We start from the raw sequence: 21,667 nt of genomic DNA, 5'->3' as shown, positions 1-21,667 counted from the left end.
AAAACAAAAGTATTTAAAAGGAAAGACACCAAGAAAGAATCTGATTTTGTATTTTAATCACATTTGGGTGTATAGATCAGTAAAAGAAAAAGAGGGGAAGCATGCAGGCAGAATTAGAACCGCCAAAGCCGACAAAGGAATTCCATGAAGCCTATTTAGAAATCTATGGAAAAAAGAAAAAAGATGAAGCGGCAAAAGCATTGCCTGAGTTAGGTCTTGCGTTAGAAATTCCTTCTGGAAAAAAAGAAACCGAAACGGATAAAGAAAATAAAAAACAACTTGAATTAGATCTCGCGGCATTAGACATTCCACCAATCAAAGGAAAGGATATCCAGATTATGGAAATGCCTGAGACCAAGAGTGAAGAGCCTGAAAAGAAAGGACTTATTTCTCGATTCTTTGGAAAAGCAAAACAAAAAGAAGCAGAAGCAACAATTCCAACACAAGAACCATTGGATCTTGGAAAACTCGAGATTCCGCCTATAAAAATGCCAATTCCTTCTGCGAAAGAAAGCAAAAGATTAGAATCAATGGATATGCCGCCACCAAAGCTGCAAATTCCAGAAACAGCAAAGAAAACAATGCCTGGATTAGACAAGTGGGATATTGAATCTCCCAAAGAAACAGTGCAGGAAATTGCAAAGAAACCGAGTGTTCTCAGCATGTTCGCAAAACCTGCGCAGAAGAAAGAACCACAATCCAAAATGCCTTCATCACATGACTTCCTTGCGGAAATTAAGTTCGGAAGCAGAAAGAAGGAAGAAGCACCAGTTATGCCTGCTCTAGCAAAGCCAGAAATCAAAAGAGAAGAAAAACCAATTATCACCATGCCAAGTTTCAGCGTTCCAGAAAAGTATCCGCTTTTCGACGAACGCGCGGAAACAATGTTTGAAAAGACAACAATGAAAACAGGTGCGCGAGATCTGCAGGTTGCGTATGAAAAGAAACATCCGCATGAAACAGGTGGATTTGAGTTCTTAGAAAAAATCAAACCAATGGCGAGCTCACAGACATTAAAAGATCTTAAAATTATTACAGAAGAGGCAGAAGAATCAGCAGTGCCTAACATAGAAATACCAAAACAACTCAGCGCGCAAGCGTTGAAAAAATTCAAGAAAGAAGTGCAAGCATACGAACAGCGCGTGAAGAAAGCAAAGGCAGATCTCAAAAAGAAAGAAAATGACGCGCAAGTTTGGATGAAAAAACAAGTTGCGCAAGAAAAACGCGTCAGTGAAAAAATCCAAAAGATGCAACAAATGGAAGGCGAGCTTGAACAAAAACAGCATGCTGTTGCGCAGTATGAACCGCAACTCCAAGAACTTGAACAAAAACAAGACGAACTCGTCGCAAAAGAAAGAGAAATAAAAGCAAGACAAGATGATATTCATGAAACAGAAGTCCGAGTGCAAAATGAAGAAAACGCGATCATTGCGAAAATAAAGAAACTCGAAGCAGATCAGAAGTTATTGGAAAAAGAACAAGATGCAATTCATAAGACAGTAAACAAGCTAGACAAAGAACGATTACAAATCAGCGCAAAAACAAAAGAGTTTGCAAATATCGTCAAGAAGATCGAAGATAGTGAACGCGAACTAAAAGAGAAAGCGCGGGATCTTGATGAAAGAGAAGAACGAGTCAGAAGAAAAGAAAAGCTCATTGAAGCAGAATTTAACAGAATCCAAAAACTCAAGAAAACAGCAGAACGCCTGAAAGATGTTGAAGAAACATACGCGAGAATGCGGGAACGCTTACGAATCGCGTACAAAGAGTATGAAGAGAAATTCAGCAATAAAGAAGTATATAACAAACAAGAAGCACGGGAAGAATCAATTAAATCAATGCCGCTTGTCGCAACGTATCAAGCGCCAATGCACAAAGAACCTGCTGTAGAAACAGGGGATATTACAAACATTATTACCGCGACAAAACAAATGATCATGGACAAGCATTATGATGAAGCGAATAAGAATATCAATCGCCTCATGCAACGCTATGTCAAGATTCCAGATAGCAATCCACGAAAGAAAGAAATCTATTATGAAATTCTCGGATTAAAGAATATGTTAAAGTTGGATTTGTTGGAATAAGACAAAAAGAATAGAGTTATTTCACATATTCAACGTTTTCTAAATCTTTGAATTGTTGGTCGCCAGTAAGAAATTTCATAAAAAATCTTTTTGCAACAATATAACCAACAGCGTCAACCATTGAAATATTTCTTTTCGCATATTGAAGACGAAAATGTGCGGCATCCGCAATAACAGTCTCATCATAGTCAACAGCATAATCAGAATAGGAATAGAGAAAAGAATCTGCCTTTTGTTGTCCATCAAGTCGTAAAAGTGCATAATAAACTTCAAAAAGATTTAATTTTGTGAATACCATCCCGACAGGAGCATATTGTTTATAATTTTCATTCCCTTTTATAAGTTCAATAAGAGCATAGCTATCGAAAAAATAATGAGAATCAGTCATGATGAAGCTCCTTTCGAATCATATCTTTTATTTCCTGACCAGATCCACGCATTTTTCCTTTAAGCATACCAAATAATCGCTCACCTGTTTGATTTTTTCTGAGAATAAAAACCTTCACCTCTTCATTTTCTTTAATATGTGCCTGTTCAACCAATTCCTTTGGCAGCGTTATACCTAATGAGTTTCCCCACTTTCTTGTTGTTGCAACGCATTCCATAGTTTTCACCTAGTTATCTTTTATATAATTATACTAAAGATAACTAAGATATAAAGGTTTGTTTTTTGAGAGTAAATAACTATATAAACAGTTTTCCCCTCTTCTTTCTCATGCTCAAACTGGATGGAAATTATCTCGAAGGAGGTGGACAAATAGTACGAACAGCGTTAGCATTAAGCGTGCTCACCCAAAAAGCATTCTCTATCAACAATATCCGGCAAAACAGACCAGACAAAGGATTAAAGAACCAGCATCTGCATTGCATCCGCGCGGTGCGGGATCTTTGTGGTGGTGTTGTAGAAAACGCGCAGCTTGGTTCTGAAGAAATCACCTTCTATCCACGTCCAATTACAAAAGGACAAGATCTAATGATCGACATCCAAACAGCAGGAAGTATAACGCTACTGTTACAATCCATTCTTCTTCCCTGCATATTCTCTGGGAAAAAATTTCAAGTCACCATAAAAGGAGGAACAGATGTTGCGTGGAGTCCACAATTTGATTATTGTGCGCAAGTGTTATTCCCTCATTTTCTACGATATGGAAAAGGAACAATCACTCTACAAAAACGGGGGTATTACCCAAAAGGACAAGGAGAAGTACTTCTCGATATAAAAAAGAAAATAGAATACGCGGACATCACAGCAGGAATCGCTACAATAAAACCACTCTCGCTTATCGAAAAAGGAACGCTCGTGAAGATTGCGGGCATCAGCCATGCGTCAGCAGATCTTGCAACAAATCGTGTTGCAGAAAGACAAGCGCAAGCAGCAAGCGTCCATCTGCAGAAATGGAAAGTTCCTGTGGAAATAGTAAGTAGTTACACACAAACAGCAAGCAGTGGATCAGGAATAACACTTTGGGCAATATTCACAGGAGCAGAGCAGGATGTAGATTTTATTGATCCTATTCGTGTTGGCGCAGATGTTCTTGGAGAGCAAGGAAAGCGAGCAGAGATTATTGGAGAAGAATGTGCAACAATACTCAACGAAACACTCGCGTCAGGAGCGCCAGTTGACGCGCATCTTGCGGATAATCTCATCCCATTGCTGGGCATTGTTGGCGGAGAAATTGCAATAGAAAAGATCAGCGATCACACGAGAACAAATATCTATGTCACAGAACAATTTCTTGGAATAAAGTTTGTGATTGATGAACAACTACGATTAATTAAAGTGAAGAAATAAGATCAAGAAGAGCAAAGCAAAAACTATATATATCCTGCAGCATTAATTTCCTTTATGGCAAAAGAAGAAAAAAAAGCAGAAAAAGAATCTGCAGAAGGTCCTGAAGTCCTCGAAGGACAAAAATGCCCAATGTGTTTCAAAGATACACTCACATTGATGGAAAACGATCAAGAAGTTCCTTTTTTTGGTCCAGTTCTTGTTTTTTCTATGAATTGCAGCAGCTGCAATTATCACAAAGCAGACGTTGAATGCCTTGAACAACATGAAGGAGCAAAATATACAATCACTGTTTCAGAAGAAAAAGACCTCAGCGTTCGAGTAATAAAATCAAGCACTGCTACAGTCAAAATACCACGAATTATGAGCATCGAACCTGGACCTGCGTCCAATGGATACGTGACGAATGTTGAAGGAATTCTCAACAGAGTCAAAGTACAACTCGAAAAAACTCGTGATCTCGCAGAAGAAGATGAAGACAGAAAAAAAGCAAAAAATCTATTGAAGAAAGTGCAAGCAGCGCTATGGGGCCATGATACGATTGACATTATTCTAGAAGACCCCGAAGGAAATTCCGCGATTATTTCTGAAAAAGCAAGTAAAGAAAAATTTAAGGCGAAGAAATAATTTTACTTTGCAACCCGATGCTCTGAAGCATGATAATGAACAGAAGGAGAAGTTCTCATTTCTATTGTATCCAAAACTGATTTTATTCTATCATAAATAACATCACGATATGTATTTCTTATCGCAGTATTAACCTCTTGAGCATCGGGACCTGAATACCCTCCTTTAACTTCAGCGTAATGGAAATAAAAACCAAAGACTCCGTTATGTATAGGAAAGGATTGTTCAGTAATAAGTCCGCGAATAGCCTCAGTAGCACTTTGTTTAGAGCCAAAGTCTCGAATTACTCCTTTAGTATAATTACGGGGCTCTTTAGGTTTATAGCGAATGGAAAGCTTAAGCTGAGGAAGATTATAAACAATAACTCCAATATCAGTGATAGAACCATCAGTAAGAGCCTCAGAACTATGACGAGGACGTTCTGCTTCTAATTTCTCGATTCGACGCTTGACAGCTTCATTTTTATGTGCATCAGAATAACGTTGAATAATATAAGAATCATTACCGTCAAAATATTGAATTTGCACAATAGTATTTTTCATACTTGTTACAATAGCAGTATATCCAGCGACGGATTTCTCTATAGTAAGAAATCTAAGACCTTCTATCTCAATAAGGGATTTTAGTGTTTCATCACGTGCAATCCTTCCTTCTTCATCCTGCGCTTTAAGTAGACCAACAAGACCATCATCGGATCCAAGAATAAGATTTTCTGCAGACCAATATCGTCTCGTTCCCCAAAGTTTTTCTGATCGTGCAACTCCTGCTTCAAAGACAGAACCAAAGGAGATATCCTGGTCTGATACAAGGTGTAAAGGGGTTGAAGAAGAATCTAAAGAACTTGAAGGAGACAGCGATAGGAATGTTTCGTCAAAAAGCCTTCTACGAAGGCTACCCCTAATACGCTCCACCCTTTTTTTCCATATTGTTTTTAAGAATAAACATCTATTTAAACCTTTCGACATACATTCTTTTTGGAATAATTCCTAAGATATTTATTCCTCTTTCATAATATTTATAAACGAGTACTTTATTCTTCAAACAATGTTCAACACACTCCAAGAAATAAAACATCTCAGAAAAAAATTCAATCTCACCCAAGGAGAACTTGCAAAGCTTGCGGGAGTTTCGCAATCATTGATCGCAAAAATAGAGAGCAATAAGATAGATCCAACGTTCACCAACGCGCAGAAAATTTACCGCGCGCTGCAAACGCTTTCTGAAAAAGATGAAAAAAAAGCAGCGGATTTAATGAACAAAAACCTCATCTATCTTGAGCAAGAAGATTCACTCAAAACAGCAATTCAACGCATGAAAAAGCACGGGATTTCGCAGCTTCCTGTTTTAGATAACAAGAAAGCGGTAGGCATTATATCCGAGACCGCAATTCTCGACGCGATTATGAATAATAAATCAGCAGAAACAAAAATAGAAGAGATTATGAGTGAAGCGCCGCCAACAATTGACAGAAACGCGTCAATGAAAGTAGTTTCCCATCTGTTGAAATTCTACCCGCTTCTTCTCGTCGCGGAAAAAGGAAAGCTTCTTGGATTAATTACAAAAGCGGATTTGTTGGAAAGCGCCTATCAGTAAGAAGTGAAAAGAAAAAAACCTTACTGCTTCACTTCACTGACAGTAGGATTCTGCGCTTCTCGATAAATCTGCGCAAAAGCAGGAGTGATAACCAAATAATCATCGCCAAAGCCTGCAATGTCTCCTTCGATTGCGTCGCACGTTTTTTTAAGTTTGTTAATCGCGCGTTTGAGTTCAACAAGATCTTTATCTTTCAATGGTTTAATGTTCACAAGCACAATGGTATTTCCATCGCGAAGCGCGTCAAGAACTGATTTGACGTCTGCAAAATCAGTAAGAGCGTATGGGCGAACAGTAACTTTGGATTTGTTTGCTTCATGACCAGAGGTGTCCAACTCAACATATTCATCTTCAACGTCATCCATTGGTGTGCTATCTTCACCAAGCAATCTTTTTCGCATTTCAGAAAAAAGTCCCTTCATGTTCTCTCCTCCTCTCACTATACATCTGTCACTATTATAGAATTCTTACAGAGAGAGTTCTATATAAAGTTTACGATTATCATAGAAGAGGAGAGACTCCAATAAACTACCATACAGTAATCATAAAAATATATATAGAGAAATAAAACACGAAAACCAGAAACAAAGTGGAGGGAAAAGAATGGAAAGAAAACATACAATTGTTCAAAAAATAGGAACATGGTCGTTTATTGTAGGAATTATTATTGCAATGGCAGCAGGATTTTGGGATTTGAATGCGCTGATTGTTTCAGTTCTCATTGTTCTTGGTCTGATCGTTGGATTTCTTAACGTCACAGGAGAAGAAACAACCCCATTTTTGCTTGCAACAGTATCACTGGTTGTTGTTGCGGCAGTCGGGCAAGGTGTACTTGGACAGGTTGAAGTAATTGGACCAAAGCTCCAGCAAGTGTTGATTACGTTTATCACGTTTATCATCCCTGCAACGATCATTGTCGCATGTAAAGCAATCTATTCATTGGCTGCGGATTAAGGTTTTGTTTTTTATTACCGAATGGGTTTACTTCGAACCGAAAGTTCGTAGTATTACGAGCATAGCTCGAAATAATACCCCGCAGCTTGCTGCGGATTCGAAAACCCATGAGCGTAATAACACAAATTCCGTTAAGAAAATTCATCAATACCCCGGAGCTCTGCTCCGATTGGGATGGTGAATTTTTAGGAATTTGTATTTATTTTCTTTTTTTATGTTTCTCTATCTTGCTACAACAAGCGCACGCTCCGTAATCAAAAACTATAAATATAGTAAACGCGCCAATTAATCGTAATAATAAGAGTGCGTTTACTATTCAGCAAACGAACGCCAAATGTCGAATACATCGTTCGTTTGCTATAGCATGCTCTTCTGATAAAGCGTTGAAAGAAAATGGTAGAACAAAAAGAGCTCCAAACAAAACAAGAGCACGTAGAAATGCTCAAAAAAGCATATCTGGACTTTGAAACATATCTTCTTCGAAATGGCATCTTTCTCGCGCGAGACACAGGCATAGGGTATTGGGGTGTCACGCACATAGAAGCGTTACATAATGCGTTGCAGGAAGCAGAAGTACACAAGCATAGACAATTCATTGATTTGGGCAGCGGCGATGGAAGAGTAGTGCTCATGGCAGCGGCAATGGGTGTGAAAGCAACAGGAATTGAAGCAGATGACTGGCTCACGAACTCCGCGCTGGATATGAAGCGAAAAATACAACACCCTTCAATGGAAAACGCGCAATTTTTCAAAGAAGATTTCATGAAAATGGATTTGAGCAAATACGATTTTATCTATGTGAGCCCGGACAAGCCATTTTACAGAGGACTTGATCAAAAATTGAAAAGAGAAGCAACCGGAAAAGTACTTGTCCATGGCTTTGAATTTCATCCAAACGCATTAAAGAAAGAAAAAGAAATTGTCGTGAATGGCAATATGTTTGTGTTATATGGGAAGTGAGGACTATGAAACTCCTCTTCATTTGCAACCAGAATAAGAACAGAAGCACAACTGCGGAAGAGATGATGAAAAAAGAGTTCGAGACAAAATCCGCAGGATTGTTTAATGAAAAACCTGTTGAGGAACGAACACTCACATGGGCAGATGCAGTGATTGTGATGGAAGATGCGCAACGCAGAGAACTTGCAAAACGATTTCCAAAACAATATCTTCAAAAAAAAATCCTGACACTAAATATTCCTGACGTCTATTCCTATAATCAAGCAGCATTGAAAGAAGTCATCAATAAAAAGATGAAAGAGCTTGTCAATCAAGCCATGCTATAATTTGTTGTTGTACATCATATTTTCTGGAGAAGAAATGAGTTTCACTAATCGACAAAGAAAGAAAATGACGAGTAACCTTGTAAATCTTCTTCTTATGATACAGAGAAGCGATGGTAATGATCCAGCTCATAAAGAACTTCACCTCTCCCCATTCTCATAACGGACAATCCAACGAAAAAACGCTGTTTCTGCGGTTTCCTGAAAATAATATAATTCTGAAACCTTTCCTACGACAGAATTTCTCGTTAAAATAAAAAGATCAAATGGAATTTTCCCTGCGATGGTAAAAAATTGCAGTGTAAGCGCCCATGCTGGCGCAGAAGCAGATAGGATAGTATCTCCAACTGCTCCTGACGGCGTTTTATCCTGCTGATCAAGATTTTTTTCTGTTTCTACTTGTATATTTTCTGTTTCATTTATTTGCATAACGACCCCTCCAATACGTTGTGGAAAAAAGATTCACGAACAAGTTCTTGTGTAATAAAATAAACCTGCTTGTCAACAAAAGAAAATGCTGTATCCAGCTGAGAAAGAAAGCGATCTGCTTCTATCTGTGTTTGAAAAACGAGATCAGCAATGTATCCAGAACCATCCGCAGCATAAAGATTATTCAGACAGCCCTGCTGTCGGATGAATCGTTCAAAGACAGAACGATCCTCCAACGCAGGGTGAACGCTGAGTTGAACGCGAATAGGAAATCCGAGTTGGTTAAAATCAAGAAGCGCAGTATATTTCTGAATGACACTATTTTGCAGCAATTGAAGACGCTTGGTCACCGTAATTCTACAAAGATCAAGACCTTTGCTTAAAGCAAGCACAGGCTGCCGCGCGTTTGTTCGAAGTCGCGCGAGTAAGCGCAGATCATTGCGCACTATTTTTTGTCCAAGTGTTTCTTTGTTTGTTTTCATGCAAAATACAAAGACAGAACATATTAATAGTTCTTCCGACGAGTTTTCCGAAAAGTTTACGGATATACCGAAGGATTTTCGGATAAAGCGAATACATTTCGGTATTTTTGTTTTTTCCTCTGTTTTTTTCGGATATGGCGAAAGGATTTTTGTAATTTTCTTTGTTTTTATGCATTCGTTTAGCCCTTAGAACAAAAGAAGAGATAAAAAAATACGCACCAGTTTCTCGTCTATTCGCTCAGCAACCAAAATTGTCAGGGGGACCCATTGCACAAAAGTGCAATGGGGTTATTTTAAAATAAAGCAAAAAACAGAGAAGCAATAACAGAAAAGCTAAGGTCAAACAACATGCAATTCATTTTAAAAAATGTTAGAAACTACTCAACAGGATGAAATTCTCTTCTTTTATGCTGCGGTTTTCCAGGAATCAAGAACTTCCTGTTCTTACTAAGATCAGTAAAATCATCGCACACTTCATGAAGATGTTTTGAAGTGGTTTGTCCAAACGCGATAACTTCAGCGCGACAGCCGTGAGATTTCAAGTAGAGCAATAAATCCTTAAAATCACCATCCCCGCTGACCAGAATAACAGTATCCACCTTTGGGCTTAATCGAACTGCGTCCATCGCGATACCAATGTCCCAATCGCCTTTTTTCGCGCCGCCTGCGAAGATTTGAATGTCTTTCGCCTTCACTTCAATGCCCATCTTCTCAAGCGCGTCGTGAAAAACCTTTTCTTCTTCAATATCAGTTTTAATCACATAAGCAATCGCGCGAATAAGTTTTCTTCCCGAAACAGCATGACGAAGAATTTCACCAAAATTGACTTTGCAGTTGTACAACTGCTTGCCACTGTAATAGAGATTTTGAACATCAAATAAAACTAAGACACGCTGTTCTTTGTGTTTCATGGAAATTCTTGAGAAGAATGGATTTATAATTGTTTTGGAAACATTTAAATAAAAATACAGAAAAGAACATCAGTATGACAAAACCAATCATCACCCCATGGGAAGTGAAGGGAAATATTGATTATAACAAACTTATCAAAGAATTCGGCACACAACCTATTGACGACAAACTCCTCCAAAGAATCCAAAAACACACAAAAACACTCCATCCTTTTCTGAGAAGAAAAATATTTTTCAGTCATCGGGACATGGACAAAGTGCTTGACGCGTATGAAAAAGGAGAGCCATTCTATTTATACACGGGCAGAGCGCCTTCTGGTCCCGTGCATCTTGGCCACATCGTTCCATGGCTCTTCACCAAATGGCTGCAGGACGAATTTAACGTCACCTTACTCTTCCAAATTCCTGACGAAGAAAAGTTCTTGTTCAAAGAAAATCTCACATTGGAAGACAGCAAAAAATGGGCGCATGAAAATATCCTTGACATCATCGCGTTAGGGTTTGATCCAAAGAAAACAAAAATTTTCCTTGATACAGAATACGCGGGAACAATGTACAAGCATGCCTGCCAAGTCGGAAAACGTGTGACATTTTCCACTGCAAAAGCAACGTTCGGATTTACCAATGAAAGTAATCTCGGACAAATATTCTACACATGTATGCAATCTGTGCCCGCGTTCCTTCCCAGTATCTTTGAAAAGAAGCCAACATACTGTTTAATTCCTTATGCGATTGACCAAGATCCGCATTTCAGAATTACGAGAGATGTCGCGGAAAAGTTAGGCTATCCAAAACCCGCGGGAATCCATTGCAGATTTTTGCAAGGATTACAAGGCATGGAAACACAGGGAAAAATGTCATCATCAGAAGAGTCAAGCGCAATTTATACAACAGATACTCCTGAGCAAGTCAAAAAGAAGATCATGCGATACGCGTTCTCTGGTGGACGAACAACAATAGAAGAGCATCGAAAATTAGGTGGAAATCCTGATGTTGACATCAGTTATCAATGGCTCATGTTCTTTGAAGAAGATGATAAAAAGCTGGAAAAGATATACAAAGATTATAAATCAGGAAAGCTTTTGAGTGGAGAATTGAAACAGATATTGGTCGACAAGATTAATGATTTCTTAAAAAAGCACCAAGCAAACCGCGAAAAAGCAAAGAAGGACGTTGAGAAGTTCATGTTGAGAGATTAAAACTATTTTAGACCCTATTTCTTAAAAGAAAGCTAAATTTAACGCCACACCTATCTTCTTTCATCAAACTAACCACAAACCACTTGAAAAAAGACCCCAATAAAACTACTAAAAAGGGACGAAAAAGCACAAAATATATAAATAAGTGCCACTTTTAGGTAGTAAATAGTGTCGAAAGACTACAGTGATGACGAACATGGAAACAGAAAACACAGCAATGACATTTGAACAAAGAGTAGAAGATACTTTCACACGTTGGCTTCTAGATAATCGTCTCCATGAAAAAGGAGAAGTAACAGCACCTTTAGCAGATGATTTTGATGCACGTCTTAGAGCAGCATTTGCGGATGAAGAACTGCAAAGGAATCTACAGACAGTTCGTGATTTAGTTGAAGGACTCCCCCTACATGTACGAATGGAGCAAGTACAAATTAGAGAGATGCGAAGAGAGTATGACGCACTTTCAAAAAGAGATACAGAAAGGACATTTGCTTCCTATCAAATTCCAAAGAACGAAGAATTACGAACAAAGCTTGGGGCATTTGGATTAGCGGAAGAAGAAACAAAACGTGTTCTCAAAGCAAACAAAACACAACGAGAAAAACTTCTTGGACAATATTTTGATGAGAAAGTAGATGCGCTTGTCGCAACCTATCAGAGAAGCACAAATACAGAGCAAGCGGCGAATGTTATTATGGAGAAGATTGATACGCTTACAGGAATTCTAGGAAATAAATACGAACAAAAAGCAGCAATTGCAAAACACAGAATCTATCAAATTGCTGAAGACAGAGAAGTGGTAGAGTATAAAGTAAAATCTGCTCCAAAGTATCAAATACTTAAAGCGAGAAAAAGACAAACATCGTACACTCCAGAAGTTCTCGAAGAAGCAAAACTCATTGGGACAATTCCACCAGTAATTCCTGAAGTCCTTCGAAATCCAACTCCTTTACAAACATACAAAATCAAAGAACCAGCATATTTCAAAGAACCACAAGAAGGATTCAGAATAGAAGATCCAGTACCAACAATTGGATTGTTAGAATATCTTGCAAGCAAACCTATAGAAACACAAGTGCAAGAAGCGCCTGCAAGAAGCAGATTTATAGAAGAACAGCCAAGGATAACAGTTGATGACGCAACTCTAGACAGATACTTAGCAAGGCAAAATGAAACAGGCTTTGTTCTTATCGGGGAACCATACATTATTCAGAAAGTCGAAAGCCCTGAAGTTGAAACACAAAGACCAAAAGCAAAGCGAATAAATCCTGCGCAGAAATTCGTAAACAAGATCCGCGCACGAAGAGCAGCGAAAGAAGCAGCTACACAAAAAGCAGCAGTATACGAACAACTCGCAGCAGCACCGCTTTATACTTCGAAACTCACAGAACTTGCTTTAGTTATGCCTTCTTCATTTTATATACCTTTACCCGCAATCGTGATGCCGGAGCCAACAATTCTCAGAGAAATAAGAAAACGAGAAGAAGCGACAAGAACAACAGAAGTCGCAGCATTCGACGAACTTGACGCGGATTTCTTCAGTAATTACAATCCTGAAACAGCAGAATTTACCACAACGCCAGTAGTAATTGAAAGAATCGAATCAAATGATGTCCTTGAGAACAGAGTACGAAGAGCAAGTAGATTTTCACAAATAAAAGGAGCGATTACAGCAGTTGCAACAGTAGCGGCGGCAGTCACAGCGCTTGTCGGTGGAATTGACTATTTCGCAAAAATCAGCAATGATGCAGTCCAAGCAGTGTATGATAGCCTAAAACCAGAAACAAGTATTGTTGAAACTGCACTTGAAGGATACGGAAAAACGTTGGAAACACAAGAAGCAAGACCAGCGTATGCTCCAGAAGTACCGAAGGGAACAAGAAGTACTAAAGAAGAATCGCAAGTGTACGCTCCAAAGCAACCTGCAAGAATATATGAAACAGGAATAGAAGAGCAGACAGGCAATATTGGCGTAAAAGCAGCAAGCCAGAGATATGACGACATCAGTGTGGAACTTCCAACAATAAATACGACATACACTCCCATTATTACAACTGCTATTCCAATAGAAATAAGACGACCTGAAGGAACAAATGGAATTTCCAGCGAAACAACAAAAGAAATTGTACGACTCTACGAAGCGCGGCAAGCAGCAACAACACAATACACAATCAACATCGATCCAGGGGATATTGCAGCAACAAAAGCAAAAGTGGACGCGTTTAAAGAAAAAAGAGATAACTGGGAAAGCGCGAAAGCATTGCTTGAGCAATATGATGCAATCTTAGCAAATCCAAGCGCGTATCAAGTAGAATAATAATAATATCCATAAAAAAAAAGGAGAGAATAAAAATGACCAATTCAAGAGAAACAAGAACGTATGTAATAGAAGGAAGACATAATCGCGAGGATACAATGGCAGTAGATAGTCATGTTATTATTTTTGCAAGATCAGGACTGAGGTTAGAAGGTCTTGAGCATGTAGCAGATCTGCATAAAACATTTCCAGTGACTGTGGTAAAAACAGGTTGCCCAAACGCGCACAGCGCATTAGAAGAAAGAGGATATAGACGAGCAGAAAGATATTCTGGACAAACGACAATTCCATCTCATGAACATGACTTCTAAGAGTGAAGCAGAAAAGTATATATACCTCTTTTCCCAAAAAAGCCAGTATGGCAAAGAAAAGTAAGAAAAAACCTGCAAAATATGATAAAGAGTTAGGTTTCCGTTCTCATGAAGATCTCAAGAAAGCAGAAGAATATTTAGGCAGCGCAAGTTCAACATTGCCCCTTTCGCAATCATTTTTTCTCACCAGTATTCTTGGATTAGTTGTTTCTGCAGTACTGACAGTGTATGGAAGAATCAGCCCAACGTGGGGCTTTACATTCTGCTTGGTGTTTGTGATGATGTTCATCGCAAGCTTTGTTTCTATTACTCCGCATGGCAAGGATTTGTAAAAGAAAGGTAAGAACAAAAAAGAGTAAGAGAATGTAATTATATTAGTCATACATTTGATATTGCTTCGTCAAATCCAAGACGTTCGCGCGGACATGTTTCAGGCGTTCGTCGTTTTCATAATTCTTAACTGCTTCAGCGATCCACAAACCAATATCCTTCATCTCTGATTCTTTCATGCCACGACAAGTCAATGCGGGAGTTCCCAAGCGAATGCCTGAAGGATCAAATGGTCCTCGAGGATCGTAAGGAATGGTATTTTTATTGACAGTAATCCCCGCCTTATCAAGCGCGGTCTCTGCTTGTTGTCCAGTCACGCCAAGTTTCGTGAGATCGACAAGAAGCAAATGATTATCAGTTCCGCCAGAAACAAGCCGAAGTCCTTGTTCCATTAAACTGTCCGCAAGCGCCTGTGCGTTCTTCACAATCTGCTGCGCAAATATCTTGAAGCTTGGTTGTAGTGCTTCTCCGAACGCGACTGCTTTTGCTGCGATTGCGTGATTATGCGGCCCACCTTGTAATCCTGGAAAGACCGCTTTGTCAATCCGTTGTGCAAGGGTCAGCTTGCTTTCAGGATGATATTTTTGTTTCAAAGGATCTTCAATTTTTGAGAGAATCATTGCGCCACGAGGACCGCAAAGTGTTTTGTGTGTCGTGGTCATCACAACATCAGTGAATGGAAATGGACTTTGATGTGCTCCGCCAGCAATAAGTCCAGCAATGTGACTCATATCAACCATCGAGTACGCGCCAACTTCATTTGCGATTTCAGCGAATTGTTTGAAATCAATCGAGCGAGGGTATGCTGTATACCCTGAGACAATCATTTTTGGCTGCTCGACAAGCGCCTGTTTTCGAACAGCGTCCATGTCAAGCTGCTCTGTTTTTTTGTCAACACCATACTGAGAAAAGGAATAATATTTTCCAGAGAAATTAACAGTATGTCCATGCGTCAAATGACCGCCTTGTGCAAGACTCATCCCCATGACTTTGTCTCCGCGTTCAAGTAATGCGAAGTAGATCGCTGCGTTCGCGGGACTTCCAGAATAGGGCTGCACGTTAACGTGTTCTGCGCCAAAAAGTTGTTTCGCGCGATCAATGGCAAGTTGTTCAACTTCATCAATAAACTCATTACCGCCATAATATCGTTTTTTTGGATAGCCTTCTGAATATTTGTTGTTGAGCACGCTACCTAGTGCTTCAAGCACAGCTTTGCTGGGAAAGCTTTCGCTCGGAATCATTTCAAGACCATCATGTTGTCGTTGTTTTTCGTGTGCGATAAGCTGCGCAACAACAGGATCAAAAGAAGTGATGGAGGTGGTAAAGTCTTTTGCAAAGTTCATGAAAAAAGACAATGCGGTCAGCTTTAAATTGTTTATTGTTTGGGTATGTGGGGATAAATAACAGACAAACAACCGAAATTATATAAATCCAAACAATTTTAACGTCCTCATGGTCAGCATTCTGGATGAAACAATTGAACCTTCCTCATTTATTGAGGCGCCAAGCAAAACAGAGTACATTATCAATCTTATCAAGCCAATTATCTCAGAAATTATTGTCGCGCTGATCATTCTTCTCATCGGATTTATTGTTGGAAAGCTGATCGGCAAAACAGCGCATTGGGTGTTACGCACGCTCGACGTCAATAAGTATTGGAAAGAATTGACAGGAATGAATTGGAGAATTGACGCAGCAGTAAGTGGGATTCTCTCTGGAATCATATATTTCATTGTGATTGTCATGGTCCTTAATGTGCTAGGTCTATCCACAATCATCGCAAAAATATTGGGATTTGGCGTCATGATTATCATCTTTATCTCGTTTATCCTTGCATGGAAAGATTTCATTCCAAATTACATCGATGGGTTACGGCTGTACAAACGACTGAAAATAAAAGACGACGTGATTATTGATGATATCAAAGGAACTGTGGAAGAAGTAACATGGACAGACACAAAAATAGTAACAGAGAAAGGAGACCATTTATACATTCCACACAGCACATTTCTAAAGAAAGGATTTAAGAAACTCAAGTAAAGCAAGTAAAAATAGTTTAAAGGCAAGAAGTAAAGAAAAGACAGGAGAAAGAAAAAGAATTAAAAGCAAAAGAAGATTCTCAAAAGAAAAATGGAAACAAACGAAAAACAAAAGCAAGACAAGAACGATCATAAAGACCAGAGAGCGGCAATCTTACACTGGGCAGACCAGGTTGCGGAAAGAGTTATCCAGATAAAAGGAGATAAAGAAAAATACACTGTTGCGTCAGGCATTACTCCAAGTGGAACTGTCCACATTGGAAATTTTCGGGAAATTATTACAACAGAACTTATCGCGCGCGCGTTGAGAAGCAGAAGGAAAAAAGTCCGCTTCATTTATTCATGGGATGACTATGATGTATTTAGAAAAGTTCCTGTAAACATGCCAAAACAAGAAATGCTGCAAACGTATCTCAGGCAATCCATTGTCGATGTTCCTGATCCATTTGGAAAAGAAGAATCCTACGCGCGTCATCACGAAGTGGAAGTAGAAGAAGCAATTAAAAAAGTAGGAATTCACACAGAATTTCTCTATCAAAGCAAAAAATATAGAGCATGCGAATACGCGGAGCAGATTATCCATGCATTAAAAAACAAAGAAAAGATCAAAGCGATTTTGGATAAGTATAGAGAAGAACCACTAGAAGAAACATGGCTTCCAATCACGGTCTTCTCATTAAAAGATAAAACAGACAAAATTAGAAATATTCGCTGGGATGGAAAGCATACGGTTTCCTATGAGTTAGAAGATGGAACAACAGAGCACGCGGATATTTTCAAGTCAGGAAATGTCAAATTGCTTTGGCGAGTGGATTGGCCAATGCGTTGGTCATGGGAAAAAGTAGATTTCGAACCAGGAGGAAAAGATCACTCCACTGTTGGTGGAAGCTTTGATACAGGAAAAGAAATTGTCAAACTGTTTAACTGGGAAGCGCCAGTCTATCACATGTATAATTTTATCAGCATCAAGGGTGGAGCGGGAAAAATCTCTTCGAGTACAGGAGAAGTTATTACATTAAATGACTGTCTTGAAATTTATGAACCACAGATTGTGCGATGGCTTTTCGCGGGAACACGACCAGGAGCGGAGTTCGCGATTTCTTTTGACGCGGATGTCATTAAAATCTACGAAGACTTTGACAAGTGCGAACGAATTTATTATGGAGAACAAAAAGATGTCAGTGAAAAAGAATTAGCGAACCAAAAAAGAATTTACGAACTTTCTTGTGTTGAAGAAGGAAAAGTGCCAAAGGCAATGCCCTATCAGCCAGGATTCCGTCATATCACGAACGTCCTTCTCCAAAATGAATTAGACATCGAAAAATCAATTGGTTATTTTGAGAAACAACTCAAATCGAAAGAAGACAGAGAACGATTGCATCTCCGCGCAGTGTGCGCGAAGAACTGGATTCTCGAGTATGCGCCAGAAGAGTTCAAGTACACGATAAATAAAGCAGTACCGCAGGATGTCAAAGATAAATTGACAAAAGAGCAACGAGCTGCGCTTCATGAGCTTGCGAAGCGCTTGGAAGACAAAGAATGGGAAGATAAAGAATTGCATGAAGAATGTTATATTATTCTCAAAAACAACAATCTTGACACAAAGAATTTCTTTACCGCGTGCTACAATGTCCTTATCAGCAAAGATAAAGGACCAAAGTTAGCGGCGTTCTTGATTGAGATTAAAGAGAAGGCGATTGTGTTGTTGAAGAGTGTGTGAATTTCTAGATTTAGTGTGTAAGGGATAAATAAGCGTACATCAACGCAAGAGAAAGTGAAGGAATAGCAACAACAGGCAAGAGGACTGATAAACAGCCAGAAGTTTCTTCCTTTGGCTGAGAGTTGATTGCAATTTGTTCGAGAGGAGAAGGCATTGGAGTTGATGCAGCTCGAGAAGAAGGAGGTTGTGGAGTTGTTTCATCTTCATAAACAAGTTCATAAAGAGGTTTTAACTCTGTTATTCTCACGCCAGAGATACTGGAGGGATCTGGCTGAATTACATAGGCGCGAAGAGTAGGAACAGCATAAACGTTGGTCGTACTAATAGCTCCATTTATAGAAGAAAGAGTTTGAACACGACAAACAAGTTCTTTTGCAGGATACGTTGTGAGAAAACTAGTCATAAATGAGAGAAAGAAGAAGGGGTATTAAAATGTTTAGTAAACGCACCAAATTATCGTAAGAAGAATAGTGTGTTTACTATTCAGCGGACGCAAGACAAATTACGATTATTAATTGCGTCCGCTATACAATAATTAAGGCACAGATAGTAACATTTAAAAAGAACCTCCTTTTCTCAAGAGATATGACAACACGATACGGCGGATCACGCTCAAGAACACGAAAAACATTCAGAAAGAATGTCAAGGAACACGGCAAAATCAGCATCACACGCTACTTCCAAAAGTTAGAAAATGGAGAGCATGTCATTCTCAAAGTAGAACCAGCAGTGCAAAAGGGCATGTATCATGCACGATTTCACGGCTATCCTGCGACAGTAGTAGGAAAACGCGGCAGATGTTACCTTGTCATGATTAATGATCAAGGAAAAAAGAAAGAATTAATTGTTCATCCAATCCATCTTAAAAAATTAGATAATCCTAAAGAAAGAGCAATAAGTAAAAAATAGACACGAGAAAAAATGACAAACCCGCAAGTAGTTGAAGAAGTTCCATTAAACATTGTTGAAGTAAAAGAAATGCTCAAAAAAATCAAAGACAGGGATACAGAACTCAATTTCCGAGCGCAGAAAACTGCGGAATACCTTGACGCGATTAACACCATCAAGCCAAAGAGCGCAAAGGAATTAAAGGAAAAATTAACTGAACTGGAAATTCCACGAATAAAAGAAGTACAAATTCAAAAAATCATTGAAATTATGCCATTGACAGCAGAGGGAGCAAAGACCATTTTTGCAGGATTCAACATTTCTGTCACTGCGGATAATGTCAAGAAAGTAGTCACTCTTGTCAATGAGTATGCAGAAAAGCCAAAGAAACAAAAAGAAGAAGCAGAAGCGCCTGCTGAATAGTTTTATGATTTTCTATAATTTTATAAGATTTATGTTTTAGTTTTCTAAAGAAGAAAGAATACAAAAAAAAGAGATAAAAAATAACATAAACCTACATCATACCCATACCAGGCATACCGCCCATTCCTCCCATAGAAGGCATTGGAGCTTTCTTCTCTTCTGGAAGATCACCAACAAGCGCTTCAGTGGTTAAAATCATACCTGCGATAGATGCTGCGTTCTGCAATGCGCTTCTGCACACTTTCGTAGGATCAATAACTCCTGCCGCAAAGAGATCACAAATCTCATCACTGCGTGCGTTATAGCCCATATTGTATGCTGCATTGGTCAAACGTTCAACAATCACACCACCATCTTTGCCAGCGTTTGCCGCAATTTGTCGAAGGGGTTCTTCAAGTGCTCGTTTCACAATTGTAATGCCTGTCTGCTGATCTGCGTTATCTCCTTTAAGCGCATCAAGGCTACTAATTGCGCGGAATAAGGTAATGCCTCCGCCAACAACAACACCTTCTTCAACTGCCGCGCGAGTCGCGTGGAGTGCGTCATCAACGCGTGCTTTCTTTTCTTTAAGTTCTGTTTCTGTTGCCGCGCCAACATTGATCACTGCAACGCCACCGGAGAGTTTACCAATGCGTTTTTGAATATCATTCTTGTCATACTCTGAGTCTGTTTGCTGCGCTTGTACATGAAGCATTGCGACTCGTCTCTGAATGACTGCTTTGTCTCCTGCGCCTTCAACAAGAACTGTTTTTTCTTTGTCTACTCTGATTTTTTTTGCTTTACCGAGTTGTTGAATTCCAGTCTGTTCGAGTTTCATTCCCTTTTCTTCAGAAATAACTTGGGCTCCAGTAAGCACAGCAAGATCTTCGAGTATTGCTTTTTGATCATCGCCAAATCCTGGCGCTTTGACAGCGACTACTTTGATTGCGCCACGCAAAATGTTCAACACAATCGCCGCAAGCGCTTCACCTTCAATGTCTTCGCAGACAATAAAGAGTGGTCGTCCTTCTTGTGCAACTGCTTCAAGAACAGGAACAAGATCTTTAACTTTAGTAATTTTTTTGTTGAAAAGCAAAACAAAGGGTTCATCAAGAATTGCTTCCATTTTTTCTGCGTCAGTGACCATGTACGGGCTTAAGTAGCCACGATCAAATTGCATTCCTTCAACAAGTTCGAGTGTTGTGTCCATGGATTTCGCTTCTTCAACAGTAATAACGCCGTTAGAACCAACTTTTTCCATTGCGTTTGCGATGAGCGCGCCAACTTCTTCATCATTGTTTGCGGAGATAGTCGCGACTTGCAAAACGTTGTCTTTTGTTTTGACTTCAATGCTTTTTGCTTTGATTGCCGCGACAACTGTTTTTGTTGCTTTTTCAATTCCTTTTTTCACGTCAATAGCGTTTGCTCCTGCTGCAATATTTTTGAGTCCTTCACGGACAAGTGCTTGCGCAAGAACAGTAGCTGTGGTTGTTCCATCTCCTGCAACATCCTGTGTTTTCGAAGCAACTTCTTTCACAAGCTGCGCACCCATGTTTTCGAATGGATCTTCAAGTTCGATTTCTTTTGCGATCGTCACACCATCGTTGATGACTGTTGGACTTCCGTAGCTTTTACCGAGAATAACATTCTTTCCTTTTGGTCCAAGAGTTACTTTGACTGTGTTTGCGAGTTTATCAACCCCTGCGAGTAATTTAGTTCGTGCTTCGTGATCAAAGATGATTTTTTTTGCCATAGTTTCTGCCTCCGTTGTTTCGTATTCTTTCTAATAGTAGTTTTATGTAGTAACTTTTGCGATAAGATCTTCAAGTTTCAAAAGGAGCAGTGTTTCTCCGTTGCTTTGAATTTCTGTTCCCGCGAAATTTTCGTAAAGAACAACATCGCCTACTGCGACAGGACATTTGTCTATTTGCGGAATTGCGGCAACAGTGCCTTCCTGGCTCTTTTCCTGCGCGGTTTCTGGAATGTAGATGCCGCCTTTTGTTTTCTCTTCAGCTCTTTTTGGCCGAATGAGTACTCGATTGTTTAATGGTTGTAGGTTCATGGCAATAACCTCCGTTATTACTTTATTTTGTTTTTCCATCAAGTCTGTGGAGGGAAGAATAGAAAGTGGAAATTTTTGCTGATATTTAAAGCTTATGAAGGAGGGGGCTCCGGTGAAAATCTCTAACAATATTGCTTTCAAGTTGTGAAGGATAACTCTTGCAGCGACTTCAGAGTGTTGCGCTCTGAAAGAGACGCTTCGGACGTAGTCTCCGAAGCGTCTCTTGAAACTAGAATTATTGTAT

27 protein-coding genes are annotated in these 21,667 nt (G+C 39.3%); 15 read left to right on the top strand and 12 right to left on the bottom strand.

Features of this window, described 5'->3' with window-relative positions; genetic code table 11:
* Positions 1-101 precede the first annotated feature (101 nt).
* Positions 102-2,087 carry a hypothetical protein gene (locus HZC31_08680; protein ID MBI5003432.1) on the top strand — a complete coding sequence of 662 codons (1,986 nt, stop codon included), beginning with the start codon at positions 102-104 and terminating at the stop codon, positions 2,085-2,087.
* A 16-nt stretch (positions 2,088-2,103) separates the two neighbouring features.
* Here HZC31_08680 and HZC31_08675 read toward each other — a convergent pair whose 3' ends face one another.
* Together HZC31_08675 and HZC31_08670 are read right to left on the bottom strand one after the other, a co-directional pair.
* Complete coding sequence (locus tag HZC31_08675; protein ID MBI5003431.1) at positions 2,104-2,475, bottom strand: PIN domain-containing protein; 372 nt, start codon at positions 2,473-2,475, stop codon at positions 2,104-2,106.
* A complete protein-coding gene (locus HZC31_08670; protein MBI5003430.1) occupies positions 2,468-2,692 on the bottom strand; it encodes an AbrB/MazE/SpoVT family DNA-binding domain-containing protein in 225 nt (74 codons plus the stop codon). Before HZC31_08670 ends, HZC31_08675 begins: the two co-directional genes overlap by 8 nt.
* A 110-nt stretch (positions 2,693-2,802) precedes the next feature.
* Here HZC31_08670 and HZC31_08665 point away from each other — a divergent pair, with 110 nt between their 5' ends.
* Both HZC31_08665 and HZC31_08660 read left to right on the top strand, forming a co-directional pair.
* On the top strand, positions 2,803-3,879 hold the full coding sequence (locus HZC31_08665; GenBank protein ID MBI5003429.1) for an RNA 3'-terminal phosphate cyclase: 1,077 nt from the start codon (positions 2,803-2,805) through the stop codon (positions 3,877-3,879).
* A gap of 54 nt (positions 3,880-3,933) precedes the next feature.
* Entirely contained in the window at positions 3,934-4,503 is a 570-nt protein-coding gene (locus tag HZC31_08660; protein MBI5003428.1) for a ZPR1 zinc finger domain-containing protein, read from the top strand.
* Between the two features lie 2 nt (positions 4,504-4,505).
* Here the strand turns inward: HZC31_08660 and HZC31_08655 are convergent, their stop codons facing one another.
* A complete protein-coding gene (locus HZC31_08655) occupies positions 4,506-5,414 on the bottom strand; it encodes a hypothetical protein (protein MBI5003427.1) in 909 nt (302 codons plus the stop codon).
* 133 nt (positions 5,415-5,547) lie between these two features.
* Here HZC31_08655 and HZC31_08650 point away from each other — a divergent pair, with 133 nt between their 5' ends.
* On the top strand, positions 5,548-6,096 hold the full coding sequence (locus HZC31_08650; GenBank protein ID MBI5003426.1) for a CBS domain-containing protein: 549 nt from the start codon (positions 5,548-5,550) through the stop codon (positions 6,094-6,096).
* Positions 6,097-6,116: 20 nt separating this feature from the next.
* Here the strand turns inward: HZC31_08650 and HZC31_08645 are convergent, their stop codons facing one another.
* A complete protein-coding gene (locus HZC31_08645) occupies positions 6,117-6,518 on the bottom strand; it encodes a cell division protein SepF (GenBank protein MBI5003425.1) in 402 nt (133 codons plus the stop codon).
* A gap of 181 nt (positions 6,519-6,699) precedes the next feature.
* On the opposite strand from HZC31_08645, the gene HZC31_08640 reads away from it, so the two are divergent.
* The 3 genes from HZC31_08640 to HZC31_08630 all read left to right on the top strand — a co-directional run bounded on the left by HZC31_08640 (position 6,700) and on the right by HZC31_08630 (position 8,336).
* Complete coding sequence (locus HZC31_08640) at positions 6,700-7,050, top strand: hypothetical protein (protein ID MBI5003424.1); 351 nt, start codon at positions 6,700-6,702, stop codon at positions 7,048-7,050.
* Between the two features lie 393 nt (positions 7,051-7,443).
* A complete protein-coding gene (locus tag HZC31_08635; GenBank protein ID MBI5003423.1) occupies positions 7,444-8,010 on the top strand; it encodes a methyltransferase in 567 nt (188 codons plus the stop codon).
* 5 nt (positions 8,011-8,015) lie between these two features.
* Entirely contained in the window at positions 8,016-8,336 is a 321-nt protein-coding gene (locus HZC31_08630) for a phosphotyrosine protein phosphatase (protein ID MBI5003422.1), read from the top strand.
* Here the strand turns inward: HZC31_08630 and HZC31_08625 are convergent.
* From HZC31_08625 to HZC31_08610, 4 genes are all read right to left on the bottom strand, one after another.
* Positions 8,317-8,466, bottom strand: coding sequence for a hypothetical protein (locus HZC31_08625; protein ID MBI5003421.1), 150 nt, complete (start codon positions 8,464-8,466; stop codon positions 8,317-8,319). The two genes, HZC31_08630 and HZC31_08625, sit on opposite strands and share 20 nt — an antisense overlap.
* 8 nt (positions 8,467-8,474) lie before the next feature.
* Positions 8,475-8,762: a hypothetical protein gene (locus HZC31_08620; GenBank protein MBI5003420.1), complete on the bottom strand. Its 288-nt coding sequence runs from the start codon at positions 8,760-8,762 to the stop codon at positions 8,475-8,477.
* Complete coding sequence (locus HZC31_08615; GenBank protein MBI5003419.1) at positions 8,753-9,244, bottom strand: Lrp/AsnC family transcriptional regulator; 492 nt, start codon at positions 9,242-9,244, stop codon at positions 8,753-8,755. Before HZC31_08615 ends, HZC31_08620 begins: the two co-directional genes overlap by 10 nt.
* Positions 9,245-9,621: 377 nt before the next feature.
* A complete protein-coding gene (locus HZC31_08610) occupies positions 9,622-10,155 on the bottom strand; it encodes an NYN domain-containing protein (protein ID MBI5003418.1) in 534 nt (177 codons plus the stop codon).
* Between the two features lie 74 nt (positions 10,156-10,229).
* Between HZC31_08610 and HZC31_08605 the strand changes: the two genes are divergently transcribed.
* The 4 genes from HZC31_08605 (at position 10,230) to HZC31_08590 (ending at position 14,314) form a co-directional block, all read left to right on the top strand.
* Positions 10,230-11,354 carry a tryptophan--tRNA ligase gene (locus HZC31_08605; protein ID MBI5003417.1) on the top strand — a complete coding sequence of 375 codons (1,125 nt, stop codon included), beginning with the start codon at positions 10,230-10,232 and terminating at the stop codon, positions 11,352-11,354.
* Positions 11,355-11,550: 196 nt separating this feature from the next.
* Complete coding sequence (locus tag HZC31_08600) at positions 11,551-13,671, top strand: hypothetical protein (protein ID MBI5003416.1); 2,121 nt, start codon at positions 11,551-11,553, stop codon at positions 13,669-13,671.
* Between the two features lie 35 nt (positions 13,672-13,706).
* The gene (locus tag HZC31_08595; protein MBI5003415.1) at positions 13,707-13,982 is read left to right on the top strand and encodes a hypothetical protein; all 276 of its coding nucleotides are present in this window, start codon (positions 13,707-13,709) and stop codon (positions 13,980-13,982) included.
* A 47-nt stretch (positions 13,983-14,029) separates the two neighbouring features.
* Positions 14,030-14,314, top strand: a complete 285-nt coding sequence (locus tag HZC31_08590; protein MBI5003414.1) for a hypothetical protein — start codon at positions 14,030-14,032, stop codon at positions 14,312-14,314.
* A gap of 42 nt (positions 14,315-14,356) precedes the next feature.
* Here the strand turns inward: HZC31_08590 and HZC31_08585 are convergent, their stop codons facing one another.
* Positions 14,357-15,655 (bottom strand): serine hydroxymethyltransferase, encoded by a 1,299-nt coding sequence (locus tag HZC31_08585; GenBank protein MBI5003413.1) that lies wholly within the window; start codon positions 15,653-15,655, stop codon positions 14,357-14,359.
* A gap of 109 nt (positions 15,656-15,764) precedes the next feature.
* Between HZC31_08585 and HZC31_08580 the strand changes: the two genes are divergently transcribed.
* A complete protein-coding gene (locus HZC31_08580) occupies positions 15,765-16,352 on the top strand; it encodes a mechanosensitive ion channel (GenBank protein MBI5003412.1) in 588 nt (195 codons plus the stop codon).
* A 90-nt stretch (positions 16,353-16,442) separates the two neighbouring features.
* Entirely contained in the window at positions 16,443-18,071 is a 1,629-nt protein-coding gene (locus tag HZC31_08575; protein MBI5003411.1) for a lysine--tRNA ligase, read from the top strand.
* 10 nt (positions 18,072-18,081) lie between these two features.
* Here HZC31_08575 and HZC31_08570 read toward each other — a convergent pair whose 3' ends face one another.
* Positions 18,082-18,474 (bottom strand): hypothetical protein, encoded by a 393-nt coding sequence (locus tag HZC31_08570; GenBank protein ID MBI5003410.1) that lies wholly within the window; start codon positions 18,472-18,474, stop codon positions 18,082-18,084.
* Between the two features lie 182 nt (positions 18,475-18,656).
* Between HZC31_08570 and HZC31_08565 the strand changes: the two genes are divergently transcribed.
* On the top strand, positions 18,657-18,980 hold the full coding sequence (locus HZC31_08565; protein MBI5003409.1) for a 50S ribosomal protein L21e: 324 nt from the start codon (positions 18,657-18,659) through the stop codon (positions 18,978-18,980).
* Positions 18,981-18,992: 12 nt separating this feature from the next.
* Positions 18,993-19,382, top strand: coding sequence for a hypothetical protein (locus HZC31_08560; protein MBI5003408.1), 390 nt, complete (start codon positions 18,993-18,995; stop codon positions 19,380-19,382).
* Positions 19,383-19,473: 91 nt separating this feature from the next.
* Here the strand turns inward: HZC31_08560 and groL are convergent, their stop codons facing one another.
* Both groL and HZC31_08550 read right to left on the bottom strand, forming a co-directional pair.
* Positions 19,474-21,114 carry a chaperonin GroEL gene (gene groL, locus HZC31_08555; GenBank protein MBI5003407.1) on the bottom strand — a complete coding sequence of 547 codons (1,641 nt, stop codon included), beginning with the start codon at positions 21,112-21,114 and terminating at the stop codon, positions 19,474-19,476.
* A 42-nt stretch (positions 21,115-21,156) separates the two neighbouring features.
* Complete coding sequence (locus HZC31_08550; protein ID MBI5003406.1) at positions 21,157-21,423, bottom strand: co-chaperone GroES; 267 nt, start codon at positions 21,421-21,423, stop codon at positions 21,157-21,159.
* Between the last annotated feature and the right edge of the window lie 244 nt (positions 21,424-21,667).

It is taken from the genome of Candidatus Woesearchaeota archaeon, assembly GCA_016214075.1.
In the GTDB taxonomy this organism is placed as follows: Archaea; Nanobdellota; Nanobdellia; order Woesearchaeales; family DSVV01; genus JACRPI01.
This window is presented reverse-complemented; position numbering and strand designations above follow the sequence as displayed.